Source organism: Acidilobus sp. 7A, assembly GCF_003431325.1.
Classification (GTDB): Archaea; Thermoproteota; Thermoprotei_A; order Sulfolobales; family Acidilobaceae; genus Acidilobus.
In genome coordinates this window covers 1,125,041-1,138,492 of sequence record NZ_CP010515.1, presented here as the reverse complement: position 1 = coordinate 1,138,492, position 13,452 = coordinate 1,125,041, and the positions used below count along the sequence as shown (strand labels likewise).

Sequence of the window (13,452 nt, the reverse complement as noted above, 5' to 3'; positions counted from 1 at the left end):
TTTATATATAGCTAACGTAACCCTTGCACCCGAGGTGAAAGCGTGAGGATCTCAAAAGGGGCATCCTCGACTCTTTTGCTGCTTCTAATATTAATAGCGGTCCTTGCGCCCCTGACAGGCATCTTGGCGCCGCTGAGGGCTAAGGCCCAGGGCAGCCCGGAGGTCTACTCGAACTTCACGGTTACGTCGACGGGCTACCTAACGGTCTACCTCTACGGCGTCCCGCCTTCATCAAAGGTTCTCCTGTGGTGGGGCGTAGAGCCTTACCCGCAGGGGCCGTGGTACACGACAAATGGCACCTCGGGCAACATGGAGACGCCTATGACGTACAGCAGCTCCACAGGCGCCTTTGAGGCGACCATAGGGCCCTTCAAGAATGGCACCTGGGTGGCCTACGTCTTCAACGTCAACGGGAGCCAGTGGATAAACTACGACAACCACGCGTTCTGGAACTGGAACGTGATAATCAACCCTCCCATGAACGTAATAGGCTACACTAAGGCCTGGGTGCTTCCCAACGGCTCAATAGTTATAACAGCAATAGGCAGGCCCCCTGACACAATGTTGCTCTGGTGGGGCCTCACCACGGGCCCCCAGACCGGCCTGCCCTGGCATACGACGGCTGGAGGGTCGGGCAACAACATCAGCGTTATGCAGTATAACCCGCTCTGGGGCAACTACACAGCAATTATAGGGCCCTTCACGCCTGGACAGTGGGTGCAGTGGGTCTACCACGACAACACTACGGGCTGGTGGATACACAACAGCAACGTGAGCTCGAGCGCCAACTTCGCCATACAGGACGTCTACACAACTGTCCACGTTGTCGCAGTCCACTACAGCCAGCTAGTTTACCTTGTAGGCCAGCAAGTGGGGGTCAACGTGACTGTCCAGAACGAGGGGTCCTCGGCCAGTTATGATGTAGCCCTGGTGGTCGGCACCAAGACAGTCTATAACTCAACGCTGACAATACCCTCCGGCTACTCAAACATATCGATAGAGTTCCCGGCTAACTTCTCCATGGGGTTCTATAACGTTTACTTCCTCGTGGGCGCGTCGGGCCTCTGGCAGAACACCTCGCTGCCTCAGCTCATAATCCTCAATACAACAAACAGGAAGCCCGTGAGCGTCGTCATAGTCTGGAACATGCACCAGCCCCTCTACCTCGAGCCAAACGGAACCTGGGGCCAGCCGTGGGTGCAAATACACACAGGCCAGGACATGGAGTGGAACGGGCAGCTGGTCGGCGCCTACGAGCTCCAGGCCATGCTCCTTAACGAATTCCCCAACCTGAACGTGACCATAGACTTCACGCCAGTTCTCCTGTACCAGTGGGAGGCGTTCCTGCACCAGAGCAGCCCGACCTTCCTAACGACAGGCGTGAACGTGACCCATGACATAAACGCCACTAAGGAGACCATAGCCCTCTACAGGAAGCTCGTCCAGGAGGGCAGACTTCAGGTCCTCACTGTCCCGTTCTACCACCCGCTCATGGCAATAGAGTATGACAACGGCTGGCAGTCAGACCTACTGGCCCAGCTCCTCATGGGCAAGAACATGACTAAGTACATGTTTGGTGTCAACGCCAACGGCGTCTGGACCCCAGAGATGGCCTTCAACATGGGCCTGCTGTGGCTCTACGCTGACGCGGGCATAAATGAGACTGTCCTTGACTACCAGGCCTTCGTCCAGATGGCCCCTGCACTCACCGTTGTCTCAGGTAACCTTAGCAACGGGCCCTACGGCGTCTATGTTGTCCAGAACTCCATCGGCCAGAGGATCTACGTGCTGTTCAGGGACACTAACCTCTCTAACATGTTCGGCTTCCTCTTCTTCAGCCAGTCACCTCAACTGACACAGCAGGAGCTCATAGATTACCTGGCCAAGGTTTACATTGAGCACCCAGATGCCGTAGTTGTAATTGCCCTTGACGGCGAGAATCCGATAATATTCAACCCGATGCCGCTCTCAGGAGAGGACCTCTACGCCATCTACCAGGCGCTTTCGGAGGCTGAGGGCGAGGGCTGGCTCGTCACCCAGACGGTGAACCAGGCCATAGCCACTCACCCTGTGGCTGCCGTGCTCACAAACCTGCCGGAGGAGAGCTGGGCAACGAACCTCAACAACTGGAACAACGGCTACGTGGGGAAGGTCCGCATATGGGACAACGTGAGCCTAGCCAGGGAGTACCTGGTGGCTTTCTCTAACCTGCTCGGCATGCCTATATCGCCAATAGTCCCCCTCTCCTTTGCCCACGCCCCTAACGCCAGCGTAGCTGCCTTTGAGGCCATGACGGGTATGCCGGCATACGTTACTGTGAACGGCGCCCCTGAGGCCAACCCACTCTACATGTACTACACCATGTGGAACTGGCTCTACGTCAGCGAGGGCAGCGACTGGACGTGGCAGGCGGGGCCGCCCAACAACGGGCCGCAGTGGTTCTCTGCGCAGCCCATAGTCTATGACAGCGCCATAGTGGGCTACGTGAGGTTCCAGATGTCGCTCATAGTTCCAAGCGGCATCGTCTCGCACCCAGGTAACAACACTGCGGCTGTTTTCATTAACGACAGCCTAGGCCTCCCACTCCGCGTGCCAGTTCACGTTATAGTGGTAGTAGACAATGGCACAGCCAACGCTAGTGCCGAGGTCACCCTGCGCCCGGGCGTTGACATAGCTGTTGTGAATGACATTTACGTGAAACCAGGGTCACAGGTCACGGTTTACCTCTACGCTCCGCTCAACGTCTCGCAGCTGGGCAGCTATGTCGTGCCTGTGAGCAGTTATGGTCTACTGATAGGTTCGTCGACCTTTGAGGCAAACCAGCTGACCTTCAACCCAAGTCTTGTGCACATTGCTAACAGCGCAACGAGCACACTCCAGAACACCTCAAGCAGCCATAGCGCCCCCAGTAGCTACTACGTGTGGGCTATTGTTGCGCTAGTGATAGTCGCAATTATAATCGCCGTTACCATAGGGTACCTCAGAGTCTAATTATTTGTTTTAATGTTTTTATTTTAAATTTTACAAGATGACAGTATTAATGCTCTTCTTCGCGTGAGCTACACAGGTGACCTGGACTGCCTGGGCTTATTGGTCTCATAACTGACTTTGGGGACTCTGTCTACGACGGCATTGTGGAGTCCATCATTAAGTCAATAGACCCCTCCGTGAGCGTCGTGAGGATAGATAACAAGGTGCCTAAGTTCTCAATATTAGCTGGCAGCTACATAACATACTCCTCCTACAGGTGGCTCCCCCAGGGCTCCGTCATAATGGTAGTGGTAGACCCCGGCGTGGGCACCAGGAGGAGGGCTGTCGTTGTGAGGACCAACAACTACTACTTTGTAGCCCCTGACAACGGCGTCATATATGAGGCTGCTGCTGAGGACGGCATAAGGGAAATGTACGCCATAGACTACTCCAGGGTCCGCTCGCTGGCCGGCATTAGGGCCTTCTCCTACGCGCCGCTCTCGTACACGTTTCACGGCAGGGACGTCTTCGCGCCGGCCGCAGCCCTCATAGCTAAAGGCGTTGATCCCGTCAAGTTTGCCTCCCCTGCTGACATAAGGTCACTCACGTCGCTTAGGCTCAGGTATGCCGCTCGCTTGAACGGCCTCACGCGCACTAGGGTCGTTTACATAGACGGCTTCGGCAACGTGGCCCTTGGCCTCACTCAGAGGGACTACAGGCTTCCGAGGGGCAGGGTCACGGTGACCGTCAGGGGGGCCCAGTACGCGTTTAACGTTGGAAGGACCTTTGGCGACGTCAAGCCTGGCGACGCTGTAATCTACATAAACAGCTTTGGGTTTATGGAGCTTGCAATAAACCAGGGCAACGCCTCACAGCAGCTGAAGGTCAGCATCGGCGATGAAGTGACGCTCTCGCCGTAGGCTCTTTATAATTAATAAATTAGAATTTTTAATCCGTGTTAATCGCACAGCCTGTCAAAGGGCTCCTCGGGCCCGCTTAGCCTTCCCTTGAGGAGCCTTGACGGCGACAGCCTCTCGTCCTCCTTGGCTATCCCCTCTGCTATGTCAACAAGCAGCCTTGAGAGTCCTGGGGACAGTGTGAGGCCTGCCCCATTAAGGCCTGTGAGGACGTAGACCTCATCAAGCTTGCCAACTACTGGCAGCCCGTCAGCGCCGGAGACGCAGGGGGCGGCCCACGACGAGACTGGGTAGAAGCTCTCAGCTCTTGGAAGCCTCGTCGCAACAAGCTCTAACACCTCGTAGGCCTCGGGGCTGCTCAACCTAAAGCCGTCCTCCGGCCTCGTGAGCTCGGAGTCCCACCCCCCTATTATCGCCTGGTCTCTCGACTCAGGGACAATGTAGAAGCCATTTATGTCATCCTCAACTATGATGTCAGGGACGTCCCCCTTCACGCTGTGGGCGGCGCACCTGTAGATCTTAAGGTTGCCATTGACGTTCACCAGCAGCGGGGTCCAGGGGCCGGCGGCCACGAACGTCAGGTCAGCCTCTATCGGGAGGCCCTCGTGGAGGAGCCTATTGCCCTTCCTCAAGACAGGGCCATACTTTACGCTAAAGTCCATCATTGAGAGAGCCCTTATAAGGAAATTTATGGCGTCGCCTGGGCTTGCCATGCCCTGATCCATCATTACTACCGGCTCGTCACCATCGCCGGCCAGGCCGCTGAGCTTCTCGCTTACCTCCTCCAACTTCATGAGCTCGGCATATATACCCTCGGAGCTGAGGAACGAGGTGATGCACTTTATGCAGTGCAGCTCGTCCTGTCTAGGGATCCAGAGGCTCCTCACCACTCGCTCCAGGCCGGCTTCAAGGTAGGCCCTGAAGCCGTCCGCGGCGTACTTCAGCAGAAAGGCCGGTAGCTGCAGCGAGATTATCCCGGCGGCCCTTGACGAGGCCCCGTAGCCTATGGAGTTAGCTTCGTAGAGGGTTACACTGTAGCCCCTTCGGGCGAGCTCATAAGAGAGCCAGAGACCTGAGAGGCCGCCGCCGATAACTGCGGCCTTGCCTCGTCTATGCAACGTCGCACCTATGAGATCTAAGGCCCTCATGGGGTTATTAACGTTTCTTAAGAAGGGCTTCGATCTTAACAGCCACTTGTAAGACCTCAGAGGGTCCGTTGTAGGTGAACTGCCCCGCCCTCACGGGCGGGGCACCCCCACCTCGCGGTGATGACTTCCTGCCTCCCAGGGCGGCCTCGATCCCCTCACCCACAGCGGAGGCTCCATCGGGCGGAGCCGCCCTGTGGCGCCCGCGCGGAAGAGGGGTTACGGAGGGCCGCCCTCCGCAGGCGTAAGTTCCCCAGTCCCGAGGGCGCGGCCTCAGCCCTTACAGCCAGAGGCCTGCACATGTCTATTTCTTTTGATATAAGAACTTTTCTATGGGGGCTATCCACCCCCACCTCACGGAGGGGACTTTCGCCCCCTTAGCCCCCATAAAGCTAAATAATAAGAATTTCTGGCTTTTAGTCAATAGAGAAACAGCCCCTTAATATAGCTGGGGTGATCCTACCTCCTCATGACTTTATCTGCAAACTCCGCTATCCTCTTCACGCCCTCAACTATGTTATCAAGCGACGTGGCGAAGCTGAATCTAACGAAGTTCCTGCCCATGCTCTCGGAGAAGGTGTTTCCAGGTAGCACGAGAACTCCCTTCTCGTAGAGGAGCTTGTTGACGAGCTCCTCTGTGGTGTTAAATCCAGCGGCCTTGAGAAGGCCTGAGACCCTGGGGAACATGTAGAAGGCTCCCTGGGGCTTATAGGCCTCGAAGCCGGGGACGTCCTTAAGGAGGCTGTAGATTGCATCCCTCCTCCTCTTAAACTCGTCTATCATTGACCTCACGGGCGACCAGTCGCCCCTCAGGGCGGCTACGCCGGCCTTCTGGGCTATGCTGGTGGCGCAGCTGTACACTGACACGGCGAGGTCCAGCATTCTGTTGACGACCTCACGTCTGGCCACTATGTAGCCAAGCCTCCAGCCGGTCATTGAGAAGGTCTTGGAGAAGCCATTTATGTAGATCAGGTTGTCCCTCCAGCCCGCGTGACTTATAGTGCTCCCGAAGTCACCATCATATACGAAGTTATCGTAAATCTCGTCAGCTACGACCACAACTCCCTTCCTGGCAGCGACGTCCATCAGCTCCTCGACCTGCTTACGACCCAGGACAAGGCCTGTCGGGTTGTTAGGGTTGTTGAGGAAGAGGAGCCTTGTCCTATCAGTTACGGCGTCCTCAACCTTGCCGAGGTCCAGGCTGAAGCCCTTCCCAGGCTCAAAGTCCATGGTGACGACCTTAGGCTTTGCTCCAAAGAACTTGGTTATCTGGGAGTAGGCGTAGTAGGCCGGCTCTATAACTATGGCCTCGTCGCCTGGCCTCAGGTAGGCCGCGCCAGCCATGAATATGGCAGTCTTGGTCCCAGTGGTCACTATGATCTCATCAGGCTTGACGTCAGAGCCGTACCTGCTGTTCAGGTAGTCAGCTATGGCCTCCCTGAGCTCAGGTATGCCCGCTGTCTCCGTGTAGCCGGTGAAGCCCTGGTCAAGGGCGTCCTTGGCGGCCTCCCTTATGTGGGCAGGCGTTGGAAAGTCAGGCTGGCCTATGCCAAAGCTTATGACTTTAACGCCCCTGGTCTCGAGCTCCCTGATTATGGGGAGGTAGGTGAAGGCGCTCTCGCCCTTTATTATGTACATCTCCTGCTTAAGCCCAAGCGCTGGGGGCTCGTTCGACATAGCCCTGGACACCATTTATAAATTAGTACTGTTAGAAATTATAAGGGATGAAGATACAGAAAGGAATAACTGATGTATTTAACAGTTGTAAAAGCACGCTGATACCTATTAAATACTTTGAAGCCACTAATTAGCGAGGGAGACCAATGACAAAGCTCCAGGTGAGGTGGTTCAAGAGGAGGACGCTGACCATAGGACCTGTAGAGCTTGAGGTCATGAATCCAGTGGCTGATGATGTAATGGACGTCAAGGGGCCCGTGCTAGATGCAATGCTCAGCGAGGCTGAAAGGCTTATGAGGGAGAGGAAGGGGGACTTCGCCATAATAACTGGCGAGTCGCCTGAGACCAAGTATGTAATAGGGGAGGGCGTCAGGGACAGGACCGCCACCAGGCAACTTAGTCACACGCCCAAGAAGCTCCTTAGGCTTGCGGTCATAAGGACAGGCACTCTGTCCTCTGTTCAGTCCGAGGGCATGGCCAGGCTTAACCTGAGCTCGCTTGAGTGGTACGACGCGCCCCCAGACACGTACGTCTTCGACGGCCCGCTGAAGGCTGAAGATGACGTAGAGTACGTGGTCCTTCAGCTGGAGGACGGCGTGAGGGTCATAAGGGGCCCGAGGCTCTCGAGGCTCCTGCTATCCTTGAGGCCTCCCGTCTCACAAGATCAAGAATCTCAGGGTAGTGAGAGCGAACAAGATGAAAGTAATACCCCCGAGGAGTGAACGTGCCCCTGCGCTCGTCGCAGAGGGCACACACGAGGACTCCATCCTTAACCTTCCTGAGCCTGAGCCCCACGAGCCTCACGGCCTCCGTGTAGTGGCCAGACAGCATGCTAAGGTCAACGCTGTCAGGGCTCTCGAGGCCGCTCGCTATCCTTGCAACGTGGTCGACTATTGTAGCTTCCACCAGCTGCAGGCCTCTCCTTGACATGCGGTCACCGTTGCCCCCGTGCCGGCCTAGTCGTTTATGGTTTGGCGCTTTGATAGCTATAAGGTCACAGGAGACTTAGCTCAAGCCTTGGATTCCTGGGACCTCGGCGAAACTGAGCCTTCAACCCAGGAAATGTATTCTGCCAGGCCCCTCTCAACCCTCAGCGCAAGCACCTCAGGGACCTTGTAAGGGTGCACCCTTCTTATGACTTCCTCAAGCCTTGGGTAGACGGCCTCGGCGGTCTTTATGAGAAGCAGGTCCTCGTCGGCCTCCTCTATCCTGTTCTCCCACCAATAAGAGCTACGAACGCCGCTTACAACGTTAACGCAGGCTGCGACCCTCTCCTTTAGCAGCTCGGAAGCTATCCTATTTCCATCACCCTTCGGGGCTGTCACCAGGACTAATAGCGTGGCCAGTACGACCACCGCCAGTGCAGCCTCCTTCGCCTTAATAAGTTATAAGTGTTGTTGATACCCGAACAGATCAATTTCAACGTAATCACATGCAAGAGTTTTGATGGCGCTCAGCGAGGGCCTGACTTGAAGGAAAGGGTTACTTGAACGTCGGAAAAGGACAGCAGACCGCTGGCTCAGCCCTCCTCTTCCTCGTCGCGTGGTTCCTCATCGTTGAAGTTCTGGATGTCGGAAATGTCAAGTGTTATGACCTCGCCCTCCTCCTTCTCGGCTGGCTGCTCCACCTCACCCTGGGCTTCCTCGCCGCTCTTGAACTTCTTTATGACAGCCTTCCAGGTGTGACCGTTGGGGCACCTAAAGGCCCCCATGATAGTTATCGTTACTCTTCCCTCCCTATCGGGTATCGGGGAGACCAGGGTCCACGTCCTCTCTGGAGCCGACACCCTGACACCGCACACGGGGCACGTGAAGGGATCGTTCGACTTATCCTTTGACTTCCTTGGCAAGTCTCGTCCCAGCCTCTCCTGTGGACAGCATGCTAAAATACCTGATGCTCTCGGGAGGCCTCCCTGCAAGTCTTCAACCAATTAATAGTCCTTGGCGCCCTGGAAGACCAAACTGTGAAAGTCTTCACGTTTACGATGTCACATTAACTTAGCCTAGGTATAAGGCCTCGTTATTTTTAATGTCACCGGTTTCCCCTTACTGCGGTGAGAGGCGTGGCAGGGGATGAGGACTTTATAATATCATATGTTCACGGCGTCCTGGCGCTTGACTCCAGGGGCAACCCAACTGTTAAGGTGATAGTGAAGACAAAGGGTGGCGTCGGGGTTGGGATAGCGCCCAGCGGGGCCAGCAAGAGCACCAAGGAGGCCATTGAGAAGAGGGACGGGGGCAGGGGCTGGGGCGGCATGGGGGTTGGACAGGCGCTCTCAAATGTCAACACGCTGCTCTCCCCAAGGCTCATAGGGCTTGACTCAAGGAGGCAGGCCCTTATAGACGGCGTTATGATAGAGATTGACGGCACCCCCAACAAGTCGAGGCTCGGGGGCAACGTGACCACTGCCACAAGCATAGCAGTGGCGAAGGCTGCGGCCGCTTCCTCTGGCGTTGAGCTCTACGAGTACCTGGGTGGCCCTGGGGCCAAGGTGCTTCCGACGCCGCTCATGAACGTGATAAACGGCGGCGTCCACGCTGGCAATGACCTGGCGTTCCAGGAGTTTATAATGATACCCGCTGGCGCCGCCTCGTTTGCAGAGGCCATGAGGATGGCAGTTGAGGTCTACAAGTCGCTCAAGTCCTACCTGACGGACAAGTATGGCAAGACTTCAACCAACGTGGGTGACGAGGGCGGCTACGCCCCGCCTATGAAGGAGGTCAGGGAGGCCCTTGAGGCCCTCAGGGCAGCTATAAAGTCAGCCGGCTACGAGCTGGGCTCTGACTTCCTCCTAGGCCTTGACGCCGCCTCCTCTGAGTTCTACGATCCTGAGAAGAAGGCTTACAGGGTCGACGGCAAGCTATACGAGCCCGGGGAGCTGCTGGAGCTCTACTCCCAGCTAGTTGACGAGTTCAGCATAGCTTACCTCGAGGACCCGTTCCATGAGGACGACCTTCAGCACTTCACAGAGATAACGGCTAAGCTTGGCTCGAGGGTCCTCATAGTTGGCGATGACCTCTACGCCACTAACGTCAAGTACCTGAAGAGGGGCATAGAGGCTAAGGCAACCAACGGGGCCCTGGTCAAGGTGAACCAGGTGGGCACGCTGACCGAGACCCTGGACTATGTGAGGATGGCCAGGAACGCCGGCGTAAGGCCAGTGATAAGCCACAGGAGCGGCGACACGGAGGACCCATTCATAGCTGACCTGGCCGTGGCAGTCGGGGCGGGACTCATAAAGACAGGGGCCCCAGCGAGGAGCGAGAGGCTGGCCAAGTACAACAGGCTCCTGGAGATAGAAGACTCCCTCGGCCCGCTGGCAGTCTACGCTGGTAAGGAGCCGTTCACCCGCTGAGCGGTTGCGGCCCCCGCGCATATTTTAACGTGAGGCAGCTTTTCCTGCGGGGGAAGCTCAGTGGAGGCTAAGGTCAAGGACCTCTCGCTTTCAAAGGAGGGGAGGCTTAAGATAGAGTGGGCCGAGGCCCACATGCCTGTCCTCATGGAGCTGAGGAAGAAGTACCAGGACTCCAGGCCATTAAAGGGCTACAGGATCTCCGCGGCGCTTCATGTGACCAAGGAGACCGCCGTCCTGATAGAGACCTTAAGGGCATGGGGGGCGGAGATATTCCTTGCCCCGAGCAACCCCCTGTCCACCCAGGACGACGTGGCGGCGGCGATTGCAGAGGGGGGAGTAACGGTTAAGGCCTGGAGGGGCATGAACGAGCAGGAGTACTTTGGCGCAATACGCGACGCCGCCAGGGCCTCGCCAGACATAGTGGTAGACGACGGGGCTGACTTGCACGTGACCATACACGAGGAGATGCCGAGCGTCGGCAAAAATGTGATAGGTGGCAACGAGGAGACTACCACCGGGGTCATAAGGCTGAAGGCCCTTGAGGCCAGCGGCAGGCTCCTCTACCCTGTTGTAGCGGTCAACAACGCCCTCACCAAGTACCTCTTCGACAACAGGTACGGGACGGGGCAGAGCACCATAGACGGCATACTGAGGGCCACCAACGTGCTCCTGGCAGGCAAGAGGGTCGTGGTGGCGGGCTACGGCTGGGTGGGGAGGGGCATAGCAATGAGGGCCAGAGGCATGGGAGCCAGGGTCATAGTCACTGAGGTTGACCCCATCAGGGCCCTCGAGGCGCTGATGGACGGCTTCGACGTTATGAGTATGGCCGAGGCCGCGCCCATAGGTGACGTATTCATAACTGCCACGGGCGACATAAACGTGGTGAGGAGGGAGCACATACTTGTCATGAAGGACGGCGCCATTCTTGCAAACGCCGGCCACTTCAACGTCGAGGTGAGCGTGCAGGACCTTGAGTCCATAGCTAAGTCAAAGAGGGAGATAAGGCCCAACACGGTGGAGTACACGCTCACAAACGGCAGGAGGGTCTATTTGCTTGCGGAGGGCCGCCTTGTCAACCTGGTCGCCGCCGAGGGTCACCCGAGCGAGGTCATGGATATGAGCTTTGCCAACCAGGCGCTGGCGGTGCTCTACCACGTTAACAACAGGGGCAGACTGCAGCCGAAGGTCTATGACGTGCCGCTTGAGCAGGACCAGGAGGTCGCCAGGCTCAAGCTGAGGACTATGGACATAAATATAGATGAACTCACGCCGGAGCAGGTGAAGTACCTGAGGAGCTGGAGATGAGCTACTTAGGCCTCACGGCTGCAGCCACGGCCTTCATAGCTGCTTGGCTTCTCGTCTACATTTTACTGAGGCGCAGGAGCGTCAAGGGGCTGACGCTCTACCCGTTCCTACTGATCTACAGGCTGGGCTACGCCAGAGGCCCCCTGCCGCCTGGGGCTAAGGCAAAGCTTGCAAAGGTCTACGGCGTCGCCTCTTTGGCGGCAGCGGCCTTCGCAATGGCATACTTCTACTTTGTCAGCGGCACCCTCTTTCTTCAGAGGTACGTGGTTGGCTCCAGCCAGGCGGCACAGGAGGGCTTCGTCCCAATTATACCTGGCGTCACCGTCAGCTTAGGCGAGTTCATGTTCATACTCATAGCTATAGGGGTCGCGGTAGTAGTTCACGAGCTCTCTCACGCTGTAGTCTCGAGGGCCCTTGGGGTCCCGGTCAAGGACGCAGGCTTCCTGTTGATGGCCTTCGTGCCAGCGGCCTTCGTGGAGCCAGAGGAGGGGCTTCTGAAGTCGGCCCCGCTGAGGTCAAGGGTTATGATATACGCGGCCGGCATAGCATCTAATGTGGCTCTTGGCTTCCTCTTCGGTTATGTGCTTGCAGCAGTGACACCATTGCTGGCCTCTGGCATGACCATAGTGTCCGTGAGCCCTAACAGCCCGGCCTACGCGGCCGGCCTGGTCCCTGGCATGAAGATAGCAGCTATAGACGGAATCCCCGTGAGGACCCTGACGCAGGGCCTTCAGGTGCTTAAGTCCGTTGGGGCTGAGAACAACGCCACTGCCGTCAACGTGACGCTAACGGTCCTGTACAGGGGCGTCGAGAGGTCTATTGCCGTCTTCAAGCCTGTTGGCGTCAGCCACCTGGGCATTGAGGTGACGCCTGTCTATAAAATGGGGTGGCTGGTCGAGCTCACAACGGCCCTATACGTAGTTAACATGGGCCTGGCCCTGATAAACGCCGCCCCCTTCGCCTTCCCGCTGCCAGGCTTTGGCATAGAGAGCGACGGGGGACAGATGCTCAGGGACGCGCTTACCGGCCTCGCGGGCAAGGCAGGCCGTGACGCATCAGCGGCCGTGGAGCTGGCGACGCTGCTACTCATACTGAGCCTCATAACGTTAGCCCCGGTGAGGCTGCCGTGAGCGAAATAAGGGCCAGCAGCGTCCTCCGGTAGGGGCAGCGCCTTGTTAGTCGCCGTTGTTAGTGACTCACACGATGACGTCAACTCTGTCAGGCTGGCAGCCTTCAGGGCTAAGTCCCTTGGTGTGAAGATGATAATACACCTCGGCGACATAATATCGCCGTTCACCCTTAAGGAGCTTGGCCAGGCCGGCGCGAGGGTTGAGGCCGTCTTTGGCAACAATGACGGGGAGTTCGAGATGCTGGGTGAGGTGGCCAGGTCGATGGACGGTAACATAGGCAGGTGGCCGAGAGTCATAAGCGCTGGGGGGAGGAGGCTGCTCCTGATGCACGGCCACGGGCCGGCTGAGGGGACCGTTGAGATAGCTCATGCTCTCGCCGAGTCAGGCAGGTACGACGCTGTCCTCTACGGCCACACCCACCAGGCCGAGCTCACGTACGTGAAGGGGGTGCTGATCCTAAACCCGGGCCCGCTGGCTTCCTTCCTGGGCGGCCCAACGATGGCCCTCGTGGACACAGATACTATGGCTGCCAAGCTGGTGAGGTTGAGCTGAGCCCTCAGGAGCTTATAATAGGCAGGGGGCTCCTTGAGCACCTACTAAGGCTAGCTAGGGGTCTCCAGGAGGAGAGCGGCCTGTGCCTAGGCATCGGCAACAGGATAATAGCGCTCATGCCTGCTGAGAACCTGCTCAGGTCGCCGGTTGAGTTCCTGGCCAACCCTCTCGACATAGTGGCGGCCTACAAAGCCGCCGAGAACCTTCACATAGACGTTGTAGCACTTTACCACACTCATCCAGACGGGGACGCGGCGCCGAGTCAGATGGACCTAGAGGGCATGAGACTATGGCCGCTACCGTGGATAATAGCTTCAAGGAGCAGTGTAAGGGCATGGGTTTTATCCAGCGGCCTGCCTGAGGAGGTGACGCTTGAAGTAGTTTAGCTAGAGTATAAGCGA

12 protein-coding genes are annotated in these 13,452 nt (G+C 57.2%); 8 read left to right on the top strand and 4 right to left on the bottom strand.

What is annotated here, in order from left to right; translation table 11 throughout:
• The first annotated feature begins 42 nt into the window (after positions 1-42).
• Positions 43-2,991: a glycoside hydrolase family 57 protein gene (locus tag SE86_RS05745; RefSeq protein ID WP_158543141.1), complete on the top strand. Its 2,949-nt coding sequence runs from the start codon at positions 43-45 to the stop codon at positions 2,989-2,991.
• Positions 2,992-3,077: 86 nt separating this feature from the next.
• Positions 3,078-3,890 (top strand): SAM-dependent chlorinase/fluorinase, encoded by an 813-nt coding sequence (locus SE86_RS05740; protein ID WP_117354660.1) that lies wholly within the window; start codon positions 3,078-3,080, stop codon positions 3,888-3,890.
• A gap of 38 nt (positions 3,891-3,928) precedes the next feature.
• On the opposite strand, the gene SE86_RS05735 is transcribed toward SE86_RS05740, so the two are convergent.
• Entirely contained in the window at positions 3,929-5,005 is a 1,077-nt protein-coding gene (locus tag SE86_RS05735; protein WP_158543140.1) for an FAD-binding oxidoreductase, read from the bottom strand.
• 486 nt (positions 5,006-5,491) lie between these two features.
• Complete coding sequence (locus SE86_RS05730; RefSeq protein WP_117354658.1) at positions 5,492-6,709, bottom strand: pyridoxal phosphate-dependent aminotransferase; 1,218 nt, start codon at positions 6,707-6,709, stop codon at positions 5,492-5,494.
• A gap of 146 nt (positions 6,710-6,855) precedes the next feature.
• Here SE86_RS05730 and SE86_RS05725 point away from each other — a divergent pair, with 146 nt between their 5' ends.
• Positions 6,856-7,431 (top strand): hypothetical protein, encoded by a 576-nt coding sequence (locus tag SE86_RS05725; protein ID WP_117354657.1) that lies wholly within the window; start codon positions 6,856-6,858, stop codon positions 7,429-7,431.
• A 288-nt stretch (positions 7,432-7,719) separates the two neighbouring features.
• Here SE86_RS05725 and cutA read toward each other — a convergent pair whose 3' ends face one another.
• Together cutA and SE86_RS05715 are read right to left on the bottom strand one after the other, a co-directional pair.
• The gene (cutA, locus tag SE86_RS05720; RefSeq protein ID WP_211096517.1) at positions 7,720-8,064 is read right to left on the bottom strand and encodes a divalent-cation tolerance protein CutA; all 345 of its coding nucleotides are present in this window, start codon (positions 8,062-8,064) and stop codon (positions 7,720-7,722) included.
• Between the two features lie 164 nt (positions 8,065-8,228).
• Positions 8,229-8,558 carry a chromatin protein Cren7 gene (locus SE86_RS05715; protein ID WP_117354656.1) on the bottom strand — a complete coding sequence of 110 codons (330 nt, stop codon included), beginning with the start codon at positions 8,556-8,558 and terminating at the stop codon, positions 8,229-8,231.
• A 213-nt stretch (positions 8,559-8,771) separates the two neighbouring features.
• On the opposite strand from SE86_RS05715, the gene eno reads away from it, so the two are divergent.
• The 5 genes from eno to SE86_RS05690 are packed head-to-tail and all read left to right on the top strand — an operon-like array spanning position 8,772 to position 13,437.
• Complete coding sequence (eno, locus tag SE86_RS05710) at positions 8,772-10,064, top strand: phosphopyruvate hydratase (RefSeq protein WP_117354655.1); 1,293 nt, start codon at positions 8,772-8,774, stop codon at positions 10,062-10,064.
• Positions 10,065-10,124: 60 nt separating this feature from the next.
• Positions 10,125-11,369 (top strand): adenosylhomocysteinase, encoded by a 1,245-nt coding sequence (gene ahcY, locus SE86_RS05705; RefSeq protein WP_117354654.1) that lies wholly within the window; start codon positions 10,125-10,127, stop codon positions 11,367-11,369.
• The gene (locus SE86_RS05700; protein WP_117354653.1) at positions 11,366-12,499 is read left to right on the top strand and encodes a site-2 protease family protein; all 1,134 of its coding nucleotides are present in this window, start codon (positions 11,366-11,368) and stop codon (positions 12,497-12,499) included. Before ahcY ends, SE86_RS05700 begins: the two co-directional genes overlap by 4 nt.
• Before the next feature lie 42 nt (positions 12,500-12,541).
• Positions 12,542-13,051: a metallophosphoesterase gene (locus SE86_RS05695; protein ID WP_117354652.1), complete on the top strand. Its 510-nt coding sequence runs from the start codon at positions 12,542-12,544 to the stop codon at positions 13,049-13,051.
• Positions 13,048-13,437, top strand: coding sequence for a M67 family metallopeptidase (locus SE86_RS05690; protein ID WP_117354651.1), 390 nt, complete (start codon positions 13,048-13,050; stop codon positions 13,435-13,437). The genes SE86_RS05695 and SE86_RS05690 overlap by 4 nt, the downstream gene beginning before the upstream one ends.
• Positions 13,438-13,452 lie beyond the last annotated feature (15 nt).